The following is a 23,018-nucleotide window of genomic DNA, read 5'->3' as shown; positions in this document are numbered from 1 at the left end:
GGGTTTCACGGACTCATGGACAAGGCGGGGCTGTCGAGCAGCGCGCGGCTGGCCGCGGTGATGTCGTGCCGGGCGTTCTTGCCGTCCCTGGTGAGGGTGAGTAGTCCGGCGTTGCGGAGGACGGTCGCGTGTTCGCTGGCGCTGGCGGGCGAGATCCGGGCACGGGCGGCCAGCTGGTTGGTGGTGCATCCGGGGTGGTCGGCGATGGCGCAGAGCACGGTGGCCCGGGTGCGGCCCAGGAGTGCTTTCAAGGCGCCCGGCGTTTCGGTCAGGGCTCGCGCGGTGAACTCCGCGGCAGGTGCGGTCAGGTGTGCGCTGTCGCGGAGGGGAAAGGTCAACCACGGCTGGGGTTCGGCGACGTCGTCGAGAGCCGGATAGTGGGCGCCGAAGACGGTGGGGATGAGGAGCAGCCCGCGTCCTGCGAGGTGGATGTCGCCGTCACTGCCGGAGGCCATGGTCAGGTGCAGCATCGGCGGAACCCAGCGGATGTAGCGGGGGTTGAGCTCTCTGAGCAGGCGCTCGACTCCGTCGTCAGCAAGCTGCGCGAGGCGCACTGCCCGGTCGGCGTGGGCGAGGTGTTCGATCTGTGGCCAGTACGGGGCGATGAAGCTCCGATAGGCGTAGTCGACACCGTCAGCGAGCTCCCCGATCAGCGCGGGGTTCTGTCCCAGGCGGCGTAGCGCGGCCGAAGGGCGGGAGCGCGGAGCGGGCCAGCTCTCCAGGCCGTCACGGACGCGGCGCGCGGGGTTGGACCGCATTCGCTCGATGATGTCGTCGACTGTGCCTTCGCCCGCGAGGTCGTCGAGGAACGGAGCGGTGAACCCCGTGGACGGGACCAGCTCGAACAGCGGCGCGAGGCGCGGCCGGATCGTGGCGACGGACCGCCGACGCCAGGCATCGAACCGCACGGGGTGCGAACGCTCCTGCAGGATGCGAAGGCCGATCTCAAGCTCAAGGAGGGGCCGCGGCCCTGGAGCCAGACGGGTCCGGGCCAGGTCATCGGCCGTGAAGTGGATCCTCAGCGTCACTCAGCGACCTTCCCGCACGACGCGCCGCCCGGGCCAGCCGGGAACCAGTCACTCCTGGTCATAACCTGAGCCACACCGATCCGTGCTGTCCCACTCTTGGCCAGGGAACCGGAAGTTCTCGTGGATGTCCTGGTAGGAGCCCTCGAAGCGGGCGATCGCCGCGCGCAGCGTGCTCTCCGTGGTCACGTCCGCCTCACCCCGGCAGCCTGTGGCGGCTGGCCCTCTAGAACTGGTGGCTTCCGGGATGACCGGCAGGGAGCAGGCACAAACCGTCGTCGTTGTCTGCGGCTGCGGTGGCGGGGCATTCGTCCATCGCGGTGAGGGCGTAGGGGTGGCCGGTGTGGGGTGCAGGCCAGCACACCCACCAGGCGGTGCTGGTGTTGTCGGGTCGGTCCTGGCTCTGGGCGAGGCGGACATGCGGACCGTCGTGGCCGGCCGTGTATTGGCAGCGGTGGTGTGTCTCGGCTTCGTGTACGGCATCTTCCAGGTCTTCCAGCATGGCCCGGTCGCTGTCGGTGATGTCGGTTGCTGCGGTGCACTGGCCGGCGTATGTGCTGCAGCCTGAGCCGACCGGATGCCCTTGCGGCAGGTGGCAGTCGGAGCAGGAGGAGGCACGGGTCAGGGCGTAGCCGCCGGAGTCCCACCACAGCCAGTACGTGATGACCGGGGGATCCTCGTCCCAGGCGAGGTGGTCGATGAGGGCGACATGGCGGCCAGGATGAGCCCCGCGTAGCTGGCAGCCGTAGGAGGGGCCGTCTTCCCACAGGTCTGAGATACCGGCCTTGGCGGCCAGAGTGAGCTGATCCTGCGGGCTGAGCGTCACAAGGTCACGGCATGTCATGCCGAGAGCATGGCAGCGGCCGCTGACAACGGCGGGGCATGCCTTCGGCGTCAGCGATCACGAACCAAGCCGCCAGGTTCTGCTTCAGTTCGTCGGGACGGGCAAGCACCTGCGCGTTGACCTGGAGCATGAGGCACCGGAGAAGCATGCGTGCTCGTGCTGACGCGGTGTGCCGCAGGGACGAGCGCGGTCGCCGGGCTCAGGCTTCCCGGGTGATACTTTGCAGCAAGTTGACGAGCTTGCGGGGGTGTGAGGGTGCTTCAGATCCAGATCGGGCCGGAGCGTGAGACGGGCCCCGGCGACAGCCTGGAGCGGTCCACGGTCGGCTGGCGCCCGGGCATGAGCGAGGACGATGCCTGGCAGGCGGGCCGCGGGGTGTGGAAGTTCCGGACCGACCGTGCTCTTGCCCAGGACGAGGTGCAGATCGTCAACGTCGAGGGCCTGGTCCTGGCAGTTGCGACCATCACCGGCATCTCCAAGCACGGCGATCGTTATGCCCTTCAGGGCAAGCTCCTGCGGGGCGACCCCCGCGTCGGGAACCTCACCGCCTACCCGCACCCGTCCCGCAACCCCGTGGCTTACGTCTGACGGCCCGTCATCCGCCGCCCACCGTGGCTGGGCTGCGGCCAAGGACTTGAGAGGAACCACTCGTGCAGGAGTCCACGCCCACCGGGCCCCCCACCGGCGACCGCACGCCCGCCGGGGGCGGGGGAGCGCCGCGGGGGCTGACTCTGCTGAGGGAGGCGGTGGACCAGGCCCTGAAGCAGCCCGCAGGCCGGGGCGGCCTGTCCTTCGGTCTGGCCGGTCTGGATGAAGCCACCGGAGGCCTCCAGCCCGGACGCCTGACCCTCCTCGCGGCGGCTCCCGGCGCGGGCGGAAGTCTGCTGGCACTCGCGGCCGCCAGCCAGTGCGCGCTCACCGCACACAAGCCCGTGCTGTATGCGGCGTCGGGGTTGACGGTGCAGGACGTGACCCGGCGGATCCTGGCGGCCGAGAGCGGCGCGGACTACCGGCGGCTGCGCGATGGCACCCTCACAGCCGAGGAGCATGCCGCCGTCGAACGCGTGCACACCGCGGTGAAGCACGCCCCCTTGCACGTCGATGCGGGCTCCGGGCTGAGCGCTGAGGCGATCGCCGAGACCGCGCCGTTCGTCGACCATCTGGCCCTGGTCGTCGTCGACCGGCTCCAACAGCTCCCCGCGGCGCACGTGCCGCTGTCCGGGGAGCGGCTGCCCGCCGCCGCCCGGACCCTGGCCCACCTGGCCCGCACCCTGCAGGTCCCGGTCCTCGCCGTGATCGATACCGACGAGGCCGCCGTCGTGCAGCGCCTGGATGCGGACGTCACGCTCACCCTCACCCTGGACCAGGACACCGGGGTCGCCGAAGTCGTGTGCGCCGAGCGGGACCTCGGCCCGCTGTCTTCCACCAGGCTGCACGCAGAGTTGGCGCACGCCCGCTTCACCGATGCCCCCGACCACCCTGCCGCCCATCACCCGTCCCCCGGCCATCTCGCGGCCGGCCCGGCCACCGGCCCGACTCACGCGAAGGCGCCGATCGCCGACGGGGCAGGGCGGGTTGCCGTCGCCGAGCGCGCGCTCATCGACGCGGCCCTGCCCTACACCTCCCACGCGCAGCAGGGTCTGCCCGCGCACGTGCTGCAGATCCTCTCCGCGCTGCGCGATGCCGTCCTTCGGAGCGAGACGGCCGCGCTGGCCGGCCTGCGCGCGCAGGCGGCCGCACTCGCCACAGCACCGCCAGAGCTTTCGTCCACCGCGCCGGGAGCGCGCCTGCAGGCGGCACTGACGGCCTTCGCCGAAGCGCACGCCGCCGAGGCTTCGCCAGCAACCAAACAGCAGGCGTCCGACGCCGAGCCGACCCCGGCGACCTCCGCAGGCGCCGGGAGCGTCGACGGCGACACCGAGTCCCCGCAGCACTCCCCCTCGAGTGCCGCAGCCGAAGAGCCCGTCACCGAGGGCGGAAACGACCTTGAGCCTGGGGACGAGGAGCAGCCCGCGGAGACGGGCTTTCCCGCACTGGACAAGCTGAAGGAGTCCGTGGGCCGCTCGAAGATGCACCCCATCCAGGCGGTGGGCAAGGACGAGCGCGCGAGCGCGCCCTGGTCGCTGTTTCACCAGGCGATGGACGGCGAGCCCGGCGGGTGGGTGCACCCCGACGTCACACGCGAGAAGATCCGCGACGTTAGCGGCGGCCGCCGCTACCGGCTCCTGGTCCCGGACTCCCTCGGCCCCGGCCGGCAGGTCACCATCGACCGCAACGGCTCCTTCCCCTCCGCCTGTTCGGCCGTGCCGCTCGCCCCCAACAAACTGCTCCACACCGGACCCCTTGAAGACGTCGAGAAGCGCAGCGCGGGAGCGTTCCTGATCGACATCCCGGCCTGGAACCATCCCCTGATGCCGCATCCGCTGGGACGCCTGGTCCAGCGGGCCGACGACCAGGGCCGGGTGTGGGCAGTCACCCCGCACATCCGGCTGCTGCAGCGCCTCCTCGCCAGGGAGGACCTCCGCAGCGAGGGCATCGTCTCCGGCACACTGGTCATCCACGACTCCTGGACCGGCAAGTCCAACGAGTCACTGTTCAAGCCCTTCTACGAAGACACCAAGAAGGCGCGCGACGAACTGATCGCAGCGGGCGAGGAACAGCAGGAGGCGTACGTCGACTACAAGCGGCGTGTGTCGAAGGCGCTGCGCCTGCTGTGGCCCAAGGGCGACCAGGTCCGGTCCCCGTTCTGGCGCCCGGACTGGTATCTGAGCATGGTCGCCGAGGCGTCCGTGCGGCACTGGATCACCGCCTTCAAGGCTGTCCAGCAGGGCCACACGCTCATCGCCCTGCGCAACGTCGACGAAGCCGTCTTCCACACCCCCGACGGCACCGTGCCGGACCCCTACCGCGTGGGCACCAGCTTTGGCCAAGTCAAGGTCAAGCATGGAGCTGAGCACTGATGGCCCAGGGAGACTCGCTGGGCGCCGCCCTCAACGACCTGCTGCAACGCGAACACGGCGTTCGCCTTGAGCACCGCCTCAAGTCCTACCGGGCCCGCGAATGGCACGCCCAGCTCGTCCAGCTCACCAAAACCCACCGCGGCTACGAGGCGCTGGAGCGGGCCGGGCTGTCGGTCACCGCCCTGACGCTGATGCGGTGGCTGGCAGATGCCGAGTACAACGTGCGCCGCAGCTACCGGGAGATCATCGCTGCCGCGTACAGGGACACGGCCACGATCCCCGCGGACCCGATCCCGCAGGCCTTCAAGGACCGCGAGTTCAGGATCTACGGAGCAGTCAAGACGGGCGACGACGAACGCGACCGCGGAGCGCAGGGCACCGCACCGTTCCTCATCGACGGCCGCCCGGGCGACTGGTCGGACATCGAAGCGAAGTGGGCCGCCGGCGAGCTGACCGACGAGAACTTCGAGGACCTGTTCATCGACATCATCGTCGACGACATCGGCGAAGGCAGCGACGGCTGGGAATTCCCCGGCGGCTCCTACACCATCACCTAATCGGCGCGCCGCCGGGGCCGTTGGTGGCGTCAAATCTTCAGCAGCCGGTGCAGCACCGGGGATGGGCCGGTCCCCGTGCGAAGTGGGGTGTCCGGTGCCTGCTCGCAGGGACGGGCACCGGGCCAGCCGACGTCCACGTCCAGCGACCTGCCGTGAACGGAACTGGATGGGGCGGGTGTTCTCGAATGCCACTGATCAGCAGTTGCTTGAGGGCTGAGGAGATCGCTGCCCGCTGCGGTGTTGATCGTTGCCCGCAGTCTGGGGGTACGGGAGCTGGCTGACCCCGTAGAGGCCGAGGAGTGTCCCTGCCCTGTGCCGGTCTCAGGCCGGGGCTGCGGCGATGCAGAACTCGTTGCCCTCCGGGTCGGCCATCACAATGTGGTGCCCATCGAATTCCTCCAGGACGGCCCCGCCCGCCTTCCCCAGCCGTTCAGACTCCGCCTTGATCCGCGCCCACCGCTCGTCGGGGCCGCCGTGCCCCGGCACCCGGACGTCGACGTGAAGCCGGTTCTTTGCCGTCTTGGGTTCGCAGACCTTGAGGATGGAGAGGCGGGGGCCAACGCCGTCGGGATCGCAGAGCCATGCCCCGTCGTCCTCGGCATCGTCCTCTGGCAGGTCGAACTGCGCGAGCCATTCCTCGCGGGTCTTGAAGGGGGCAGGCGGGGGCTCGTCGATATAGCCCAGTGCCGTCTTCCAGAAATCGGCGAGGAGCTGTGCGTTCGCGCAATCGAGGGTCAGATCGATTTTGGCTGCCATGACAGGACCGTACTGCGCCCCTCTGACAGCCGCCGTTCGTTACCGGTCCTCATGATCCGCCGATGGTGCTCACGAAGTCGCGGACCCTGCAGCCCCGTTTCGGGATCTTCTCCTACAGTATTGGGTGAACTGTCCGCCAACTCGCTGCTACTGCTTGCGAACTTGAGCGAACTCAAGAACTTCCCGCGGAGGGACCAGGCAAACCTCAGGGCCATCCCCCATGACGGAGAAGGGCGGCCGTCCTCGTGCAGGAGCAAGCTGTGGAACTGACCCTGTATCATCGTACGGACAGCACGGCTGCCGCAGCGATCCTCGCGACCCGGCGCATGGTCTCGGCTGACGCCTCCGGCGTGCTCTGGTTCTCCAGCCGCGACGACGACCCAGGCGGTCTCGACTACGGCGACACCCTCGTCACCATCCGCGTACCCGCGTCGATCTGCCGCCTTGATCAAGAACTTCCCCACGGCGAGAAGCACTACACGCTGTCAGCCGCCGACCTGAGACCGCACCACTTCGTGCACTGAACAGCGCACGGATCCCCCGGAGGTCAGGACCTTGCTGGACTTGCTGACGCACCGGGTGCCCGCCGTCGTGGAGACGGGGTTGTCAGTGGTGGCGGCGAGCTCGACGAAGACCTGCACCAACAGGCCCGCGGGAGCGGGGCGGCGCGGCCGGGAGCGGCGGGCCAGGGGTACGGGGCGGGCGCGGCGGCCTGCGCACACGACCGCGGTGGGGTACGAGGAGGCGACGAGGTCCTGGCCGCGGGCGGCCGCAGAGCCGGGGGCGTCCAACGACCGCCAGGTGCGGCGCAGCACCACGTCGGCGAGCACGGGTCGCCCGGGCGCCCGCGGACGATGACAACGGTGGAGAGGCAGGGCAAGCACGGGCAGCGGGTGCCGGGAGCGGGCGCGCCGGCCTGCGCACACGACCGCGACGTCGACAAGGCAGCGGTCATGCCCGGGGGGCGGCAGCACGCGGCAAGCAGCGGCATGTAGGCGGCCGGGCAGCGGGCGGCGCGGAGCTCGAGCACACCGGCGCCGCCCTGCACGAGCCCAGCAGCAGACCGACAGGCAGCGCTGTGGGGAGCGGGCGGGCGCGCGGGCGGGAGCGGGCCTTCCGGGTGTCGCCGGTGCCGTCGGTGGGGCGCAGGCGCGGGGGCCGTCTGGCGTCGTGCACGCGGGCGTCCCCGTCTGCGGCCGTCAGCACCACGCTGACCGCCCCGGAGGGCTCGGTGCCGACACGCTGCGCGGCCTCCGGACGGCGACCGGGAGTGCCGGTAGCGTAAGTGTCCTCCGCACGTCCGGAGTGAATTGCTGCTTGGTGAGCCCGTACTCCCGGCCCTCCGTCCGCATGCCCGGACATCCGCCGCACGACACCCCGCGCCCCACGCGCCGTGTCCCGGCGCCCCCGCCCGCACACCCGGGCCCTCCACCCCGCCCGGAGCACGGCCGTGCCCGCCACCGACCAGCCCTTCACTCCATGGAGTTGACCATGCCCCAGGCCTCCCTGCCCCAGCTCACCCGCGCCGACGTCGTAACCCTCCTGGGCTCAGGAAACGACCGCGCCGTCCTCTACCTCGACGGCGGCCCCGACAGCGACGAGGGCGGCCCCCTGCGCTTCGCCGTATGGGTCGACGCCCACGTCCCCCACGACCGCGTCCTCATCTCCCTGCCCGACCTCCAGGACCTCCTCGGCAACGACCCCTACGAGATCCTCGACTTCGCCCTGCCCGACCTCCAGAACCAGGCCGCCGGCCTTGTCACTGTCTACCGCGCCTCCCTGCGCTGACCCCCCGGACCGCACCGCAGCCCCCTCTCAAGCAGACACCCGCCGGGGCCCCGACGCTCCGGCCCCGCCGTCTACGGCAGAACCGGAGCGCGGCCGGGTGGGCGCGCAGTTGGGCCCGGAGGGCGGAGAGGACGGCACGGCCAAGGTGGCGGGACGGGCGCGGCGGCCCGGGAAGACGGGCGGGTACGGACGGCGGGCCGCGGGCCGAGGTTGCGGGGCGAGCTCCACCAAGACCTGTTGGCGCCCGGGGTGGTCGCGACAGCGGTGGGCGGCGCGGGGTAGGCGGCGCGCAGCCGGGCAGGCACGGCCGCCGGGCAGTCGCGGGCGGGACACGGCAGGCGGCAGCCACCCGCGGGCGCGGTGCGGCAACGGCCGGGGCCAGGAGCAGCGGCGCGGCGCGCGAGGCGGTAACGGGCACGCAGGCGGCCACACGGCGGGCGCGGCGCGCGACGAGGGCAGCAGTCGGCACGGCCCTGCGACGCGGGCACGGCAGCGCGCGGGCATGCGGGGCCCGACAGAACGCGCTCCGAGGCTGACCGGCAGGGGCGCGGGCAGCGGGCAGAGCGGCGAGCTCGAAGAAGACTGGTCTGCCGGCGCCCCGGGGAGCCGTGGAGCTCGGCAGGACGGGCAGCGCGGGCGGCACGGCGGCCGGGCGGCGGGCGCGGGCGAGCAGCACCACGCCGACGTTCACGAGCGCCAGGACCACAACGAGCGGAACCAGACCGGGGGCGACAGCAGGTCAGCCCTTCCCAGGCCGTTCACTGGTGTTCGGCGATGTTCACCGAACACCCGGGACTCACACGAGCCGGGCCCGCAGGCGGGGCGCGGCGGGGCAGCGGGACAACTCGGACGCGCGGCACGGCCGCGCCGCAGCTGCGGGGTGGGCACGAGCGCGCGGGGCCCGACAGAGCACGCTCCGGAGCGCGGGTGGACAGCGGCGGGACGGATAAGGGGGCGGCAACACCGCTGGGGGCAGGCGGTGTTGGGCACAGCAGGCACACAACCACGCGACCGGGGGGCCGCGGCACGGCGGCGAACCGCAGGCACGAGCACACGGCCGCCGCGCGGGCCCGGGACAGGCACGCGGACGTGGTCGCGGCCGCGCGGCGGCCCGGGGCACGCGAGCGCACGGCCGGGCCCGGCGCGGCGGGCAGCACGGGGCAGGGCCGGGGAGCGAGGAAGACCGCGCGGCCGAGCCGGGAGGAGGCACGGCCCAACTGGGCGAGTACGGCACGGCACCGGCCGGGCCCGGGCAGTACGCGGACACCGGGACAGGTACGGCCTGCGCGGCGGCCGAGCGGTACCAACGCGCGGACGGCGACCGGCCGGGACGAGCCGCAGGCGCGGGACGAAGACCTGGCGACATCCGGGACGGACAACCGCAGGCGGCGAGCAGTGGGAACGAGGACTCCGGCGCAGCGGCGGGCGGCTGGAGCGCGGCGCACGGCCGTGAGCCGGCCAGGCCCGCCGTGTTCACCGCGCCTTCGGCAGCCTGCCAACGCCGAAGCGGTCCTCGCTCGCTCCCCGGGGCGACGATCCGCCACACCGGCCCGGCCGCCCCGTGCTGCGTCTGCCGGTCCAGCGTCGTGCTCGCCACGGTGATCCGGTAGCCGACGTTCGACTGCCTGCGAGCCCGCTCGTGGAAGGCGGCCTCGCGGGTGGCCGGCGCTGCACGGCGCGCGGCCGGGACGAAGACGAACAGCACTGGCGGGAAGGGCCGCTCGAAGTGCGGGCCGGAGTGGTTGATGGAGATCGTGACCGCTGCCCGCAAGCACCTCGACGAAATCGGGCCGCCGGAGGGCCAGGACCTCGCCGGGCCTGCTGACGCACCGGGTGCCCGCCGCCGCAGGGACCGGATTGTCAGTGGCAGCGGCGACAATCCCCGCATGACCTCACCCCAGCAACTCCACGAGCTCCTCACCGGCTTAGGCCTGCACGTGGCGGCCACGTTCACGGCCGTGCACGGCGCGGATGAGGATGCCGTGATCCGGCTCTTCGGCGGCGACCCCGAACACGCCCGCCCCATGAAGCTCGAGGACTTGCGTAACCAGGACCACAGGGACCGGATCCTGGTCTCCCGGTCGGGGCCCGCGGTCGTCGTCGTGGAGGACAACGGCTATCAGGGCTCGCGCGAGGAGGTGCTGCGCCCTCTGTCTGGCCTCGGCCGCACCGCCAGCGCCTACTGGAACGTCAACGCCGTCTCCCGGCTGAGCCTGGCCGAGGGCGGACTGATCGCCTCCGCCTTCGAAATGATCCTGCCCGAGGAACCCGAGTACCGGTCCGGCGTGCGCCCCCACGCCTGGAACCCTCTGCTGGAGGGCCTGAACCTGGATGACGACGGCTGCCTGTGGGGCACTGGTCTGGCCGCTGTCGCGCGCGCAAGCGGTGCCCGGTTCGACGAGGCCTGGGTACACAGCCCGCACCGCGCCGTGCCGATCACCCCGGTGCCGGAGTACCTGCTGGGGCAGGGGCTCGTTAACTCCCCGCTGCTCAAGCGGGAGCCCTTCATCAGCTACCTGGCAGGCCTGGGGACGGCCATGGTGGGGCGGATGCGCCGCCATGGCCTGGACCTGGCCCTCGACCACGCCGGCCTGCGCGAGCACCCTCTGGCCGTCTCCGCCCTCACCGCGGACACCCTCCCGGCCACCGCACGCGAGCAGCTGCGCGACGACCTCACCGCCGCGCACGACCGGGCACTCCCTAAGGCCCGCGCGCTGCGGGCCGCCGAAGCCGAGGACTTCGAACCCGAGTGGGAGCGCCCCTCTCACCTCCTCTTCCGCCAGGCCCTCGTCTTCGAGGTCCTCTCGTGGTGCGTCGCCGCCCACCTGCCCACCCCCGCAGACCACCTCCCGGACATCCTCGGCTTCCTGTCCACGGCCATGACCGGCGACAGCGAAAGGGTCGCGGAGTTCTGGATGGTCCACCACCTGCACCACGCGGCGCAGCAAGCGACGTGACCGGCTGCAGCTCGCCTGAAGGCATCGGTCACCGGCAGCGCCGGGCACCGGTCAAGTAGAAGCCGGTGATCCGGGGGACGGCCCGCCGCTGTGGTGTTCGTGATTTCCGCATGCCACTGCGCCCGCGGACGCGATCCAACAGCAGATGAAGGATGCCATCGCCATGAAGACGCCAGCCGAACTGCGGGCCCGGGCCAAGGAGCTGGAAGACCGGGTCTCCCCGGTCACCTCAGGCCCGCGCACCGGCGACGAGCGCCTGCTCCTGGGGAAGGCCGCTGGCCCTGCGGGCTGAGGCAGACCGTGTGGAGCAGGACGTGATCCCCGGCCGGGTAGGCCCTCTGGACCAGCGGGTCCGGGAGGTCATCGACAGCGAAGTCCCCGCGCCCTGCGCTGCCCTTGGCCGTGACCTGCGACAACTCTCGTTTCGTAAGCGGCGGTTACGAAACGGGCGAGAGGTTCGTCAGCAGCCGGGCCGTTTCGTAACCGGCCGCACGGCCGGGCACGGCAGCCAGGGAGGGAAGGAGGCCGCTCATTCGTTCGGCGTCACGCGGTTTTTGGGGTGATCCAGCCAGAGGACTTGTTCATCGGGTGTGACCGTGATCCCGAACCGGGCACGTTCGGGTTGCCCCCACGAGATCCACTGCAGATACGCATCGGACACCTGAGCCCACAGGTTGCGGTCGCCCCACCAGGTGACCGTGTAGGCGTCGGGCCCAGCACAGTAGTCGACCGCGGCCCAGGCCCCTTGGGGGGCATCGGCCTCGGACAGCAGCAGGGACACGTCGCCGTCCGGGTCGGTGATCACGGTCTGCGTCACACCGGGCGCGAGCGCGGCGATCGCAAGGGCCGCTCCTTCGGGGGCATGGATGACAGTACGCGGGTCGAGGGCTGTCTGCTCGGTGGTGGCGTGCTGCGCGTCGTGGGGCGCCCAGCCGATGGTCCGCTGTTGTGCGCGCAGCATCATGAACGATGCCGTGCGCCCGAAGCGGCCGATCGCCTGGCCGTCGCCGTTGACGACGAGGCGGGCCAGCATTCCGTGGCCGTAGGTGGGGCGCCAGGGCAGGACGATGACACCGCCGGGACGGGTGTCACGCACCCAGGCATGCGGCACCCGTTCGACCGCGCAGGTGGCGTGCACACGGTCGTAAGGGGCGGCCGGCGCGTAGCCGTCCGCCCCGTCCGCAACGATCAGGCGGGGTGTGTACCCGGCGCGTGCGACGGCCTTGGCGGCGCGCGCGGCGACGGCTTCGTCGACCTCGACCGACGTCACGCACGGGGAGCCGAGACGCGCGGACAGCAGGGCTGCGCTCCAGCCGCTTCCCGTGCCGATCTCCAAGACCTTGTGACCGTCGAGCAGATCGAGGGCATGGAGCATCGGGAAGACGATGCCCGGGGCCGAGCAACTCGACGTCGGTGTGCCCTTGCCGGTCCGCAGGTCTCCGGTGCCGGCGTCGAGTTGGGTCACGATCGATGCGTCGGAGTAGACGGCCTTCAGCCAGCCGGGCGCGTCACGGTTGCGGTCGATGGCGTACTCGACGCCTGCTCCGTCGGGGACCACCCATGCAACGTCGGGGATGAAGTGGTGTCGTGGTACGGCGGTGTAGTGCTCGTGCCACGAGGCGGTGAGGCTGCCGCATGCGGTGAGGCGGGCGGCGAGCGCGGTGGCGAGCTGTTCGCTCATGCGGGTGCCTTTCCGGTGAGCACGTCGGCGAGGGCCGCAGCCACGGGGATACCGGTTTCGCCTGCGAGTCAGTCCCATTCACCAGACTGATTCGTTTCGAGGAACACCCACTCCCCGTCGGGTCGGCGTACGAGGTCGACGGCGCCGAAGACGAGGCCAAGTTCGCGGTGCAGCGCGACCAGCTTGTCCGCGACGTCGTCGGGCAGGGTGATGACGCGGTAGGAGAGGTGGTCGTAGTCGGAGCGCCAGTCGCCCCGCCCCCGGGCGGTCGCGGCATCGATGGCGACGGTGAACACCTGCTTGCCGACCACGATCGCCCGCGCCTCGTACTCCTTGGGCACCTGCCGCTGGAACAGGTGCGCGGTGTAGCCCAGGCTCGCATCGAGCAGACAGTCGAGGTCCTCGACTTCGTTGGTGTAGATGACGCGGACCTGGCTGTCGTCGGCGTGCCAGATACCCGAGAGCGGCTTGTAGATGATCGGGCCGTCTTGCTGCTTGGCCCACTGGTAGGCACGGTCGGGCTCGGATGCGATCAGGGTGCTCGGGATCGTCAGGCCAACCCGGGATGCGGTCGCAAGTTGCAGGGGCTTGTACTCCGCGTGCGCGGCGGCCACCCGGTCATTGACCCACCGGGCGGAGTCGAGGGCCCCGAGGACCCCGCCGAAGCCGCGACGGGCCTCGCCGTAGGCGAAGGCCTGCTCGGCGCGGTTCATGCCCTTGGGTAACCGGAACTGTGTCGGGCGCCGGTAGTAGACGGCGCCGACGGCGGCCAGGTCGACGGCCATACGGCCGGCGTCACGGTCGGTGAGAGCACCCGACCACGTCGCGCCCGTGGTGATCTCGGCGGACATACTGAGGCGGGTGGGGAAATCAGCCGGATCCAGCCGTACCAGCGGCACGCCGCGTACCGCGAGTTCGGCAGCGACGCGGCCGGCGGTGATATCGGACTCGTCGGTGAGGATGAGAACACTGCCCGTCATCGTCGCCCGCCCCTAGGGCCTGTCTGACAAATGATTACCCCGTGGACTCGCGGAGCCAGAGGATCAAGGAAGCCAGGACAACTCCGGCACGGTAGCGGTCGCCGAGCTTGTCGAACCGGGTCGCGATCGCGCGGAACTGCTTGAGGCGGGCGAAGCATCGTTCGACGACGTTGCGGTCGCGGTAGGTGACCTTGTCGAAGGCCGGCGGCCGGCCGCCGAGGGCTCCGCGTCGGTGGCGGTTCGCCGCCTGGTCGCGGCGCTCGGGGATCGTGGCAGCGATGCCCCGGCGCCTCAGCAGATGGCGGATGGCCCTGCTGGAATACGCCTTGTCACCCAGCACACGGTCCGGTGTCGTGCGCGGGCGGCCCGTGCCGAGGCGCGGGGTGCGGATGCCGTCGAGGACCTGGCCGAACGCCGTCGCGTCGTTGACGTTGCCGGGCGTGAGCACAATCGACAGGGGCAGGCCCCGGCCATCGACGGCGAGATGGACTTTGGTGGTCAGTCCGCCTCGGGAGCGGCCGAGGGCCTGGCGCGCCTGCGAGCGGCCCGGATCTTCCAGTTCGTCCCCGTTCACATCCCCTTTTTGCGGGCGCCGACTGCGTGCTGGTGGGCTCGGTTGATGGTGGAGTCGACGGAGACGGTCCATTCCACCCGGCCCACCGCGTCATCGCGGACCTGAACGTGCTCCAGCAACCGTGCCCAGGTGCCGTCCGCCTCCCAGCGGGCGAACCGCTCGTAGACGGTCTGCCACGGCCCGAACCGGTCGGGAAGATCCCGCCACGGAGCCCCGGTCCGCAGCCGCCACAGCACCCCGTTGACCACCTGCCGGTGATCACGCCACGGACGGCCCCGTCCGTCCACCTGAGGCAAAAGGGGCTCTATCCGCCTCCATGCCGCATCCGTCAACTCACCTCGACCTGCCACAAGATCAATTATCAGACCGGCTATAGAGTCCTGCCCGTGGCGAATCATCAGGACGAGACCAGGACGGCCTACGACGGTGTCGTCGAGCTGTACGCATCGCTGTTCGCAAACCGGCTGGAAACACAGCCTTTCTCCCGGGCGATGATCGGCACCTTCGCCGAACTGGTGCGCGCGACGGGCAACCTGCGGACAGCGGACGTCGGGTGCGGGCCCGGACATCTGACAGCCATGCTGCACGAACTCGGCCTGGACGCCTTCGGACTAGACCTTGCCCCCGGCATGGTCAACCACGCCCGGCAGGCCCATCCGGCGCTGCGCTTCCAAGAGGCGCGGATGGAATCCCTGCCGATCGAGGACGCCGCGCTCGGCGGCGTACTGGCCCACTACTCAATGATTCACACCCCTCCGGGGGAACTACCGGAGCTGCTCGCCGAACAGGTACGCGTCCTGGCACCGGACGGTCTGCTCCTGGTCTCCTTCTTCGGGACCGACGGACAAGAACCGGTCCGGTTCGACCACAAGGTGGCGCCCGCCTACAGCTGGCCGGTGGATCGCCTCGCCGAACTGCTGGGCGATGCTGGGCTCGATCCCTTCGCCCGGCTGCTCCACGATCCATCCTCTGATCGGGGCTTCCTCGACGCCCATCTACTGGCCCGCCGTTCGTAGCCACTGCCCAGTCCCCCCAGCCGATCGGCGCACCTCCGGATTGCCAGCTCAGCCGAATCTCGCTGATCAGACCGGAATTATCAGACACCCCCTAGTCGTCCTGCGTCTCTTCGCTGTGCGGCCCGTTGCCGTCGGGAGAGTCGCCGGTCGTCGTCTTGCTGCCGCCCTCGTGCTTGCCGCAGGACGGCCGGGGGATCTCGGCGAACCGCAGCCCCCACGGACGAACGGGAGACGGGGCATCGGTGACCGCGGTCAGGATGTGGCCCATCGGGTTGAGCGGGAACAGGCTGCCCGCCCGCTCGAACAGGCCGCGGGACTCCCCGTCAGGGGAATGCGTGACGAGGTCACGATCGGTCGCGACGGTGCCGGTCACCGGTAGGGACACTGTTTCTCTCCTCGTTCCGTATCGAGAGCCATGGGCCCCTTCAGGGTCAAGGGGCAGGGACGGGCCGGAGCGAGCGTCCTGCGGACGAGGTCGAGCAGAGCCCGGCCGCAACGCTGCGGGGCCCGGTCAGGCGGAGGGCTGCTGCCACGGAGTGTCCCACTGCCACGGCTCGGCGGTGGCATCAAGGGCGGGCCGGTAGTGGCGGGTGATGTGGTGGGCGGCGTCCTCGACGCTGTCGCCGCGGTTGCCCGCCATGCCCACCGTGGTGCCCGGCACCGGCTCGAGGAAGACCGTCACCGGCAGGTCCCGGCATAGGCATACACCGGGTCGTCGTGGACGACGGCGACGGGGATGGGCCAGTCGTCTGCCGAGAGTGCGTCGTCGTCTTCGCCGATGTCTGTGTAACTCCTCCACCATGTCGCGAGGAGTTCAGCGGGGTCGTGTATCTCGGGCGCGGACATGCGCTCGGGGGACAGTTCGCCTGATGCCCAGGGCCGGAACTCGCCGTCGCCTGCGTCTCGGGAGTCGAGCAGGAGGGGCCACAGGCCTGAGGTGTGGTGTTCGGCGCGGAGTCGGGACCATAGTTCGGCAGGGACAGGGCCGTCGCTCAGCCACAAGGCTTGCACGTCGCCGTCGCCTTCGTCGGATGTGATCACCCGGCCAGGTGGCAGGGCGACGTTGGAGGGCAAGAGGAGTTCAGGGTTCACGGGCGGATGCTAGCTTGATCTTTATCGTCGGGGGTCGAGTGCGGTCTCGAACTTGATCACTCGTGACGGTAACTCCCTGACGTGCAGGCGGCCTTCGGCTGATCATGTGCTCCGACCAAGGACACACAAGCTCAGCACGAAGGCCGTGGGATGAGTCTGTTGCACAACGCTGCTCCGGTGGAGCCGTTCGCGGAACTGTCACGCTTCCGGGGCGAGTTCTACTCGTGCCTGACCTCGCGGGCGGACGCGTTGTTCGAGTTGGCGGATGCGGTGTTGTGTGCAGGCGGCCCGGTCAGGTCGCTGGTCGAGTTGTCGCTGGTGGCCGAGCATCGCCGCGGGCACGGCAGCCTGTACTCCGCCCTGTCGGCGGGGCGGGTGGACGTGTCCCGGCTGCGGCGGGCCGTGGCCGCAGTCCCGCTGCCGCGGGCGGCCGACGGCCGTCTGGTGCTGGCCGCCGACATCACCTGCTGGCTGCGGCCGGATGCGCATACCTCGCCCGAGCGGATCCTGTGCCATACCTACGGCCGCGGCAAAGACCAGCACATTCCCGTTCCGGGCTGGCCGTACTCGGTGATCTGCGCGCTGGAGACGGGCCGCAGCTCCTGGACCGCGCCGCTGGACGCGCTGCGGCTAGCGCCGGGTGACGATGGCGCCACGGTGACCGCACGGCAGATGCGCGAGCTCATCGAGCGCCTCGTCGAGGCCGGGCAATGGCGCCAGGGCGAGCTGGACATCCTCATCGTGGTCGACGCCGGCTACGACGTGCCCCGCCTGGCCTTCCTCCTCAAAGACCTGCCCGTGCAGGTACTCGGCCGGATGCGCTCAGACCGCGTCCTGCGCCGGGCCGCCCCGCCGCGCGAACCGCACACCATGGGCCGCCCGCCGCGGCACGGCGGCGAGTTCGTCTTCGGAGACCCGGCCACCTGGAAATGCCCGATGCCGAGACGGTGACCGAGACCCGCCTCTACGGAAAGGCCACCGCACAGGCATGGGACCGGCTCCACCCGCGGCTGACCCACCGCTCCGCCTGGACTGCCCAGTTGGGCGCCCTCCCGGTCATCGAGGGCACCGCGATCCATCTGCGGGTCGAACGACTGCCCAGCGGAGCCACCCCGAAGCCGGTCTGGCTGTGGTGGTCGGGCACCGGCGCCACCGCCGCGGACGTCGACCGGCTCTGGCAGACGTTCCTGCGCCGCTTCGACATCGAGCACACCTTCCGGTTCTTCAAGCAGACCCTGGGCTGGACCTGCCCGAAGATCCGCGCCCCCGAGGCAGCCGACCGGTGGACCTGGCTGATCCTCGCGGTCTATGCCCAACTCCGGCTCGCCCGGCCGCTGGCAGCCGATCTACGTCGCCCCTGGGAGAGGCCCAGCGAACCGCACAAGCTCACTCCCGCCCGCGTCCGCCGCGACTTTCGGCACCTGCGTCCCAAGGCCGCATGCCCGTCCAGTGCACCGAAACCCACCAGCCCAGGACCGGGACGGCCGCCAAGCCGCAAGAACACCCGTCTCACCCCACGCCACGATGTCCACACAGTCCGCAAAACGGACGCTGCGAAACGGAAGAAGAAGGCGTCAACCACTCCTCGCCCACGGCGCACAGGTTAAAGATCAAGCTAGTGTCCGCTTTCAGGTTCGCCCTGTACGCCAGGCGTGCCGGGCCGTGCGCGCGGCGAGGGGGAACCCGTCGTGGGAGCGAAGAACCAGGCCTTGAGGAATGCCGCCCGCCGCCGGGCGGAGCAGACCGGACAGTCGTACGAGGCCGCGCTGAAGGACGTGCGTCGTGAGTACGAGCAGGGTCGTCTCGGCACTGAGGACGCGGCCGCGCAGGAGCGGATGGGCTTCGACGAGGCCGCTGACGCGGAGGAGTTCCGGCCGCGGACCGGAACGACTGGGTACTTCGTGGCCTGGGGCGTGCACGAACTCCTCGGCGCCGAGCAGGTCCGCGCGGTCGTCGAGTACGGCGGGCAGCACGACGGGGTGGTCGGCTCAGCGGTCGAGGCCGACCACTCCGGCGCTGGTCTGTGCCCAGCGGCTCAGCCGGTCACCGCCGGCCCGACGCGCCGAGTGCACGGCTGCCTTCCGGCTTTACAGCGCGGTCCACGGGCGAGGCTCTCCGCCCGTCAGGGGAACCCACACGGCCGATGCGGGGCCGTGCTGCTCGAGGTCTTCCAGCACGGCGGCTCCGAGTGGAACGTCGCGGGCCAGGGGCGCGACCAGCGGGTGTTGCGCAGCCATCGCTCGAAGATCGCCGATCCTGTTCTTCAGCCGGACGCGAGAGGCCCCGGTGAGCACGAAGAGCACCCGCGGAAAGAGCGGGTACCAGCGCAGCCAGGAAGGCCCGGTGGAGGCCTTCCTGCGGCGCCCGACGGACGGCGCCTCGTACTGGAACAGCCGGGCGTACTCGATCAGCTTCATGGCCAGGCGCTCACTGCTCATGGTGGTGCGATCCACTTCGACGAACGCCCGCAGCTTGCGCCGCTGCTGCCCTTCGACTGCGGTGTAGCGCATGACGGCGTCAGCCACGACCCGCTCTCCTTCACCGATGGCGTGCGACACCTCCGGCGTCCAGTCCCACGGGCCGTGCTCATGTCCGAGTCGGCGGGCATCTGCCGCGAAGGACAGGTGGGTGTGCACGACGGTGAGCGTGTGCGGTGTCTTCAGCGACGCCGCCGTGACCGGGGTGACCGGATAGGGTGGCCGCCCTCGCAGGGCAGGCAGATCGCGGGTCAGGCGGGCGCCCTCCTGAGTGAGGTACCACGCATGGGTACGCGAGCGGCGAGCCTCCGGCACCACCGTGCGGCCGACGAAGCCGTCGGCGCGCAGCCGGTTCAGGACACGAGACAGCAGTTGCCGTGTGCCATCGGGCCGCAGCATCCAGCGCAACTGCCCTGTGGTGGCGATGCGGTGCTGCGCGAGCGCGGACAGGACCTGGTGGCGCAGCGGCTCGACCGGGGTAGGCGCTCGGGCAGCGTCCGGACGGAGTGCGGGGCTGGTCATGGGCGCTCCTTCACTGCTCTCCTGCGGCCTGGTCGCCGCGGGGTGGGTGCAGTGAGGAAACCCCCCGACGTCGACCCGGCTCCCGACCACGAGCCCCCGACCACGGTCACGAAATCGAATCAGTCCATGGACGGTGACGCGGGTCCACGCTGGCTACGGCGAGGGGGCGGTGGCAACTGCCGCGGCCTGCCCCGGAAGGGGCATGTCGTTCTGGCTGCAGCGGGCGCGTCGATCGGAAATGACGTGCCGCGCTCTCGAAGCGCCCGCGCGGCATCGAGGGTCGGCGTGAGACGAAGGGGGCAGCGGATGCCGCCGTCACTCCCTCGCGTCGTTGCGCATGCACCGCTCGGCAGTTCCTCGTACGGTCGCTGTGCCCGGCCCGGACAGGACGGCGGGGCTCGGCGGTCCCGTGCTTCGCTCGCACGCCGCGCGGGACCGCGCTCCTCGCGCCGGCGCACACGTCACCGAGTCACTGGGCTTGTCTCAGTTCTGAGGCGGTGATCGAGGCCGGGACGCGGGCACGAACGGGGTCTTGTCGGCCTTCCTCCCGCCGCGCCGGCGATCCTGGTTGTGCAGGACGGCGAACCCTGGGATCGGTTCGGCGATGGCCGGCCCGCAGCAGCGGTTGCTGCTGCGGGACGTGGTGGCGAGCCACGTCATACCGGCCATCGTGCGGCTCGCGGTCCGCAAGGGACCAACGGCCCGTAACCGGGCGCCGCGTTCACGGGCGGCGGGCGGATGGAGGCCCGCCGCGGCTTCTACCTTCTGGACTTGCGCTGGTCTTTCTGCTCGAGGATCCGCCGGCGGGTCCAGCGCCGGCGTCCGCCTTCGGTGAGTGCGTCGGCATCCTTGAGTATCGGCAGATTGCCCTGGGAGAGGCTGCTGGAGAAGGAGTTGACGCTCTTGAAGCCCAGCAGGGCGGCCGCCTGGGTGGCTCCGAGGAGCTCCTCCGGGTCGCCGTCGACGGGGACGTCGGGGAGCGGTGGTGCCGCGCGCTGGGATCCGGTGCGTTTTCCGCTGCCGGGCCGGGTGGCCATCCAGTCCAGCAGTGTCTGCACGCGCCACTTCAGCCGGCGGTAGGGCTTCTCTGGGGTGCCGAGCTCTTCCACGGTGTCGGGTTCGGGGAAGTAGCCGGGGTGGTCGCGGACGTAGGTGGTGACCTGGTTGGGGTTCTTGTAGCCGAGGAACCGGGAGGCCTCTGCCGCGTTCAGCAGTTTCTGCGGGTTGCGGGAGGGAGGCGTGTGCGCGCGCAGCCGGGACGATTCGCGGTCGGCGAACCACTTGGTGACCTCGGTGTGGTCCCACTGGCGGGCGCGGCCGCGGTGGCCTTTGACATCGGGGAAGCCGTTCTCGTCGCGCTCGTTGTACAGAGCGCTGATCCGTGCTGCTGTCAGGCCTTGCTCGGCTGCGATCTCGGCAGCGTCGACGAGGCGCGGCGCGGGTCGCGAGGTCATGGCGGAAGGGGGCCCATCCCGTCGGAGGGAGAGCCGGCCCACCCGGCCCTCAACTCGCATAATGGCAGGAGGTCTGGGGTGGGGTCCAGTTCATCGCCCAGGAAATTCCCGGTGATGGCCGGCGTCTTACAGGTCAGGTTCGGGAATGAGGCAGACGCCGCGGTGTGCTGCCTCTTCAGCCATCTGGGAGTAGGCCAAGGCGGCCGGCGTCATCTCCCACTCGGTCAATGACAGCAGCAGGAGAAGCTCGTCGCGGTCCTGTGACGCGTCGCAGGGCAGTCCGGCCGCGCTCACGGCCTCTACCAGGTCTTGCACAGCAAGCCCGCTGAAGCGGCCGATCACGTTCTGGCGCAGGTCCTCAAGGCCGCGCTGGTACAGCGCGTTCGCCTCGCGCAGGAGAAGCAGCAAGTGCTCGTCGCGGCAGGCCGGCGCGGCAGCGGCGAGGTCGAGCAGGCGCTGGGTCGTGGTCGTCATCATCAGCAGTGTGCCTCCGGTACAGGGATCGGGGCGAGGGGGCGGTGGTCAGCGGCATCCGCCACAAGCGCGACGGGCCGTCCGGGCGGCGAGATCAACTGCCTTGCGGGGCGGCTGCTGCTCGAGCAACTCCATATGCGGGTCCGTCATCGGCGCAGATGACACCGGGCCGGAGCACCCGCCTCCCGGCTGCTTGCCCTGGTGAGGTCGGCGAACCCCAGTCGGTGACCTGTGCTGCAGCCCGGCGAGCCGGGGACGTCGGCCGAGGGCCAGGAGAAGATCGCGCTTGGAGTCCGCGGGGTGGTTGCACGGGCAGAGCCACCGGCAGGGGCGCTGGTCAGGGCGGTGCACGATGCCGGCGACGATTCCGCGGCCGAGGACTGGGTTGCCACCCATACGCTGACGGTGCTCACCGGCGGTGCCCGACAAGCAGCCGACACCATCAGCTGGCAGGCCACCACCGTTCGGCTGACGCGACGACGCCGTCGCGGAACGGGTGCTGAAGGGGTGAGGTAGTGGCCTGCTGGAGCTTTGGCTGGTGGCCGCCCAGTAGGCCGCCGTTCTCTCCTGGACGCGGCCGTGGCGCCCAGCTCAGCATGAAGCCTTGCAGGTCAGGTTCTCACGCGCGCCACTTGTGGTTGTCGCAGAAGCGGTCGTCGCCGGTGCCTGAACCGTCGTGATCGAGGCAGATGCGGAAGGTGTACTTGGTGCCGTCGGCGAGGTTGTACCGGCCGCCGTCGTCGGCGCTTCGATCGTTGCAGTTGCCGTCCCCGCGGGCCCTGATCGAGTAGCGGGTGCTTCCGTTCGGGTTGATGACGTAGCCGATCGCGCTCCAGCCGTCCGCATCAGTGTCACAGACCTTTGTCTTGTCGCCTTCGCTGTTGAAGGAGAGTTTGCCGCCCGGGTTGTCGTCGTCGGTCCACAGGTCGCCGCCGTCGGCATGTGCCCCCGTGGCCGTGGCTAAGGAGACGACGACTGCCGCCGCCATGACGCCACTGGCCTTGAGCATCCCCTTGATACGCATGAATCTCCTGCCCTTTGCTGTCGATGACGCAGCGCTGGCGGGGCAACGTAGTCCATGGATCGCATCTGCCCTCGCCCTTCCATCTACTGACGAAACAGGTCGGCCAAACGTGACACACCCGCAGCCCCGCAGGCGGCGGAGGCGGGCATGGCGGCCTCTCGGGCAGGGCGCTGCGCCGGCAGGTGAGCCGGCGCGGCCGCGGGGCGGGTGAAGGGGTCAGCTGCCGACGTGGCCGGGTGCCTCGCGGGCGGCTGGGGCGCGGTCGTTGCGGGGCTGAGTCCATCCGGCGGCGCGTTCCGTAGCCCACCAGGCGGGCACCCTGCCGCGCCCTGCGGGTGCGGGAGCTGGCCGGGCGGTCTCCGGGTGACGCGGGCGGTGGGCAGGCGTGATGACGGGGGCTGCGGCGGCGGGGCTGGGCAGGCTGGTCTCGGTGTAGGCGATGCGCTGGCGCAGGCTCAGCCCCAAGTCGTCGACGCTGAGGAAGATGAGGTCGTTCTTGATCTCGGTGATGCGTCCCTTGACCAGCACGTGCACTCCGGCGGTGAGGGACTCCGTGATGTTGCGCGCCAGATTCCGCCAGGCCGTGCAGACGTAGCCGATCGGGGCCCCGTCGCGCCACCGCTGCGCGGCGGCATCCCACCGGGCGGGCACCTCGGTCAGCCGGAACCGGCATACGGCGATGCCGGATTGGGTGAAGCGGCATTCCACGTCACCGGTGACGGTGCCGGACGCGTGGGCGACGGACGGAGCCATGAGAACACCTCCAAATTTCTATAATAGTGTGATACGGATTGGGGTCAATCCCTCTGTCGTTGCTCCGCCGCCCGGGAGGGCCTC

Annotated in this window: 23 protein-coding genes and 2 pseudogenes; 9 read left to right on the top strand and 16 right to left on the bottom strand. The window is 70.7% G+C overall.

What is annotated here, in order from left to right; all coding sequences use genetic code 11:
* Positions 1–5: 5 nt before the first annotated feature.
* Together AC0KTA_RS39520 and AC0KTA_RS39515 are read right to left on the bottom strand one after the other, a co-directional pair.
* The gene (locus AC0KTA_RS39520; protein ID WP_481056785.1) at positions 6–908 is read right to left on the bottom strand and encodes an ArsR/SmtB family transcription factor; all 903 of its coding nucleotides are present in this window, start codon (positions 906–908) and stop codon (positions 6–8) included.
* A 343-nt stretch (positions 909–1,251) separates the two neighbouring features.
* A complete protein-coding gene (locus AC0KTA_RS39515) occupies positions 1,252–1,851 on the bottom strand; it encodes a hypothetical protein (RefSeq protein ID WP_481056784.1) in 600 nt (199 codons plus the stop codon).
* A gap of 273 nt (positions 1,852–2,124) precedes the next feature.
* On the opposite strand from AC0KTA_RS39515, the gene AC0KTA_RS39510 reads away from it, so the two are divergent.
* The 3 genes from AC0KTA_RS39510 to AC0KTA_RS39500 all read left to right on the top strand — a co-directional run bounded on the left by AC0KTA_RS39510 (position 2,125) and on the right by AC0KTA_RS39500 (position 5,386).
* Complete coding sequence (locus tag AC0KTA_RS39510; protein ID WP_481056783.1) at positions 2,125–2,457, top strand: hypothetical protein; 333 nt, start codon at positions 2,125–2,127, stop codon at positions 2,455–2,457.
* Between the two features lie 62 nt (positions 2,458–2,519).
* Positions 2,520–4,829: a DnaB-like helicase C-terminal domain-containing protein gene (locus tag AC0KTA_RS39505; protein WP_481056782.1), complete on the top strand. Its 2,310-nt coding sequence runs from the start codon at positions 2,520–2,522 to the stop codon at positions 4,827–4,829.
* The gene (locus AC0KTA_RS39500; RefSeq protein WP_481056781.1) at positions 4,829–5,386 is read left to right on the top strand and encodes a hypothetical protein; all 558 of its coding nucleotides are present in this window, start codon (positions 4,829–4,831) and stop codon (positions 5,384–5,386) included. The genes AC0KTA_RS39505 and AC0KTA_RS39500 overlap by 1 nt, the downstream gene beginning before the upstream one ends.
* A 321-nt stretch (positions 5,387–5,707) precedes the next feature.
* Here AC0KTA_RS39500 and AC0KTA_RS39495 read toward each other — a convergent pair whose 3' ends face one another.
* Positions 5,708–6,142, bottom strand: coding sequence for a VOC family protein (locus AC0KTA_RS39495; RefSeq protein ID WP_481056780.1), 435 nt, complete (start codon positions 6,140–6,142; stop codon positions 5,708–5,710).
* Positions 6,143–6,402: 260 nt separating this feature from the next.
* On the opposite strand from AC0KTA_RS39495, the gene AC0KTA_RS39490 reads away from it, so the two are divergent.
* Positions 6,403–6,666, top strand: coding sequence for a hypothetical protein (locus AC0KTA_RS39490; RefSeq protein ID WP_481056779.1), 264 nt, complete (start codon positions 6,403–6,405; stop codon positions 6,664–6,666).
* On the opposite strand, the gene AC0KTA_RS39485 is transcribed toward AC0KTA_RS39490, so the two are convergent.
* Positions 6,628–6,972, bottom strand: coding sequence for a hypothetical protein (locus AC0KTA_RS39485; protein WP_481056778.1), 345 nt, complete (start codon positions 6,970–6,972; stop codon positions 6,628–6,630). The two genes, AC0KTA_RS39490 and AC0KTA_RS39485, sit on opposite strands and share 39 nt — an antisense overlap.
* Before the next feature lie 661 nt (positions 6,973–7,633).
* Between AC0KTA_RS39485 and AC0KTA_RS39480 the strand changes: the two genes are divergently transcribed.
* From AC0KTA_RS39480 to AC0KTA_RS39470, 3 genes are all read left to right on the top strand, one after another.
* Positions 7,634–7,930, top strand: a complete 297-nt coding sequence (locus AC0KTA_RS39480) for a hypothetical protein (RefSeq protein WP_481056777.1) — start codon at positions 7,634–7,636, stop codon at positions 7,928–7,930.
* Positions 7,931–9,675: 1,745 nt separating this feature from the next.
* Positions 9,676–10,887 carry a DUF6461 domain-containing protein gene (locus AC0KTA_RS39475; RefSeq protein WP_481056776.1) on the top strand — a complete coding sequence of 404 codons (1,212 nt, stop codon included), beginning with the start codon at positions 9,676–9,678 and terminating at the stop codon, positions 10,885–10,887.
* 163 nt (positions 10,888–11,050) lie between these two features.
* The gene (locus AC0KTA_RS39470) at positions 11,051–11,179 is read left to right on the top strand and encodes a hypothetical protein (RefSeq protein WP_481056775.1); all 129 of its coding nucleotides are present in this window, start codon (positions 11,051–11,053) and stop codon (positions 11,177–11,179) included.
* 237 nt (positions 11,180–11,416) lie between these two features.
* Here the strand turns inward: AC0KTA_RS39470 and AC0KTA_RS39465 are convergent, their stop codons facing one another.
* The 3 genes and pseudogenes from AC0KTA_RS39465 to AC0KTA_RS39455 form a co-directional block, all read right to left on the bottom strand.
* Positions 11,417–12,568, bottom strand: a complete 1,152-nt coding sequence (locus AC0KTA_RS39465; protein ID WP_481056774.1) for a methyltransferase domain-containing protein — start codon at positions 12,566–12,568, stop codon at positions 11,417–11,419.
* 68 nt (positions 12,569–12,636) lie between these two features.
* Positions 12,637–13,548, bottom strand: a complete 912-nt coding sequence (locus AC0KTA_RS39460; RefSeq protein WP_481056773.1) for an MvdC/MvdD family ATP grasp protein — start codon at positions 13,546–13,548, stop codon at positions 12,637–12,639.
* Between the two features lie 12 nt (positions 13,549–13,560).
* Positions 13,561–14,472, bottom strand: a pseudogene (locus tag AC0KTA_RS39455) (IS5 family transposase).
* A 36-nt stretch (positions 14,473–14,508) separates the two neighbouring features.
* On the opposite strand from AC0KTA_RS39455, the gene AC0KTA_RS39450 reads away from it, so the two are divergent.
* Complete coding sequence (locus AC0KTA_RS39450; protein WP_205035544.1) at positions 14,509–15,138, top strand: class I SAM-dependent methyltransferase; 630 nt, start codon at positions 14,509–14,511, stop codon at positions 15,136–15,138.
* Between the two features lie 91 nt (positions 15,139–15,229).
* Here the strand turns inward: AC0KTA_RS39450 and AC0KTA_RS39445 are convergent, their stop codons facing one another.
* From AC0KTA_RS39445 to AC0KTA_RS39435, 3 genes are all read right to left on the bottom strand, one after another.
* Positions 15,230–15,523: a hypothetical protein gene (locus tag AC0KTA_RS39445; protein WP_481056772.1), complete on the bottom strand. Its 294-nt coding sequence runs from the start codon at positions 15,521–15,523 to the stop codon at positions 15,230–15,232.
* A 126-nt stretch (positions 15,524–15,649) separates the two neighbouring features.
* Entirely contained in the window at positions 15,650–15,820 is a 171-nt protein-coding gene (locus AC0KTA_RS39440) for a hypothetical protein (RefSeq protein WP_481056771.1), read from the bottom strand.
* Positions 15,817–16,230, bottom strand: a complete 414-nt coding sequence (locus tag AC0KTA_RS39435) for a hypothetical protein (RefSeq protein ID WP_481056770.1) — start codon at positions 16,228–16,230, stop codon at positions 15,817–15,819. The genes AC0KTA_RS39440 and AC0KTA_RS39435 overlap by 4 nt, the downstream gene beginning before the upstream one ends.
* 150 nt (positions 16,231–16,380) lie before the next feature.
* Here AC0KTA_RS39435 and AC0KTA_RS39430 point away from each other — a divergent pair.
* Positions 16,381–17,837, top strand: a pseudogene (locus tag AC0KTA_RS39430) (NF041680 family putative transposase).
* 21 nt (positions 17,838–17,858) lie between these two features.
* Here AC0KTA_RS39430 and AC0KTA_RS39425 read toward each other — a convergent pair.
* The 6 genes from AC0KTA_RS39425 to AC0KTA_RS39400 all read right to left on the bottom strand — a co-directional run bounded on the left by AC0KTA_RS39425 (position 17,859) and on the right by AC0KTA_RS39400 (position 22,934).
* Positions 17,859–18,203 carry a hypothetical protein gene (locus AC0KTA_RS39425; RefSeq protein ID WP_481056769.1) on the bottom strand — a complete coding sequence of 115 codons (345 nt, stop codon included), beginning with the start codon at positions 18,201–18,203 and terminating at the stop codon, positions 17,859–17,861.
* A 114-nt stretch (positions 18,204–18,317) separates the two neighbouring features.
* The gene (locus AC0KTA_RS39420; RefSeq protein WP_481056768.1) at positions 18,318–19,229 is read right to left on the bottom strand and encodes a replication-relaxation family protein; all 912 of its coding nucleotides are present in this window, start codon (positions 19,227–19,229) and stop codon (positions 18,318–18,320) included.
* 758 nt (positions 19,230–19,987) lie between these two features.
* Positions 19,988–20,683: a hypothetical protein gene (locus AC0KTA_RS39415; protein ID WP_481056767.1), complete on the bottom strand. Its 696-nt coding sequence runs from the start codon at positions 20,681–20,683 to the stop codon at positions 19,988–19,990.
* Positions 20,684–20,809: 126 nt separating this feature from the next.
* The gene (locus AC0KTA_RS39410) at positions 20,810–21,157 is read right to left on the bottom strand and encodes a hypothetical protein (protein WP_481056766.1); all 348 of its coding nucleotides are present in this window, start codon (positions 21,155–21,157) and stop codon (positions 20,810–20,812) included.
* A 619-nt stretch (positions 21,158–21,776) separates the two neighbouring features.
* Positions 21,777–22,181 carry a hypothetical protein gene (locus AC0KTA_RS39405; RefSeq protein WP_481056765.1) on the bottom strand — a complete coding sequence of 135 codons (405 nt, stop codon included), beginning with the start codon at positions 22,179–22,181 and terminating at the stop codon, positions 21,777–21,779.
* 216 nt (positions 22,182–22,397) lie between these two features.
* Positions 22,398–22,934 carry a single-stranded DNA-binding protein gene (locus tag AC0KTA_RS39400; RefSeq protein ID WP_481056764.1) on the bottom strand — a complete coding sequence of 179 codons (537 nt, stop codon included), beginning with the start codon at positions 22,932–22,934 and terminating at the stop codon, positions 22,398–22,400.
* Positions 22,935–23,018 lie beyond the last annotated feature (84 nt).

It is taken from the genome of Streptomyces sp. Y309 (assembly GCF_056712025.1).
The sequence above is the reverse complement of the archived record's forward strand: the minus strand, read 5'-3'. Positions and strand labels throughout refer to the sequence as shown.

What these genes read in the sequence shown, in the direction of transcription:
- AC0KTA_RS39500 (WP_481056781.1), top strand. Translation starts at nt 4,829, where the DNA reads ATGGCCCAGGGAGACTCGCTGGGCGCCGCCCTCAACGACCTGCTGCAA.
- AC0KTA_RS39495 (WP_481056780.1), bottom strand. Translation starts at nt 6,142, where the DNA reads ATGGCAGCCAAAATCGATCTGACCCTCGATTGCGCGAACGCACAGCTC.
- AC0KTA_RS39480 (WP_481056777.1), top strand. Translation starts at nt 7,634, where the DNA reads ATGCCCCAGGCCTCCCTGCCCCAGCTCACCCGCGCCGACGTCGTAACC.
- AC0KTA_RS39475 (WP_481056776.1), top strand. Translation starts at nt 9,676, where the DNA reads ATGGAGATCGTGACCGCTGCCCGCAAGCACCTCGACGAAATCGGGCCG.
- AC0KTA_RS39470 (WP_481056775.1), top strand. Translation starts at nt 11,051, where the DNA reads ATGAAGACGCCAGCCGAACTGCGGGCCCGGGCCAAGGAGCTGGAAGAC.
- AC0KTA_RS39465 (WP_481056774.1), bottom strand. Translation starts at nt 12,568, where the DNA reads ATGAGCGAACAGCTCGCCACCGCGCTCGCCGCCCGCCTCACCGCATGC.
- AC0KTA_RS39460 (WP_481056773.1), bottom strand. Translation starts at nt 13,548, where the DNA reads ATGACGGGCAGTGTTCTCATCCTCACCGACGAGTCCGATATCACCGCC.
- AC0KTA_RS39420 (WP_481056768.1), bottom strand. Translation starts at nt 19,229, where the DNA reads ATGACCAGCCCCGCACTCCGTCCGGACGCTGCCCGAGCGCCTACCCCG.
- AC0KTA_RS39415 (WP_481056767.1), bottom strand. Translation starts at nt 20,683, where the DNA reads ATGACCTCGCGACCCGCGCCGCGCCTCGTCGACGCTGCCGAGATCGCA.
- AC0KTA_RS39410 (WP_481056766.1), bottom strand. Translation starts at nt 21,157, where the DNA reads ATGACGACCACGACCCAGCGCCTGCTCGACCTCGCCGCTGCCGCGCCG.
- AC0KTA_RS39405 (WP_481056765.1), bottom strand. Translation starts at nt 22,181, where the DNA reads ATGCGTATCAAGGGGATGCTCAAGGCCAGTGGCGTCATGGCGGCGGCA.
- AC0KTA_RS39400 (WP_481056764.1), bottom strand. Translation starts at nt 22,934, where the DNA reads ATGGCTCCGTCCGTCGCCCACGCGTCCGGCACCGTCACCGGTGACGTG.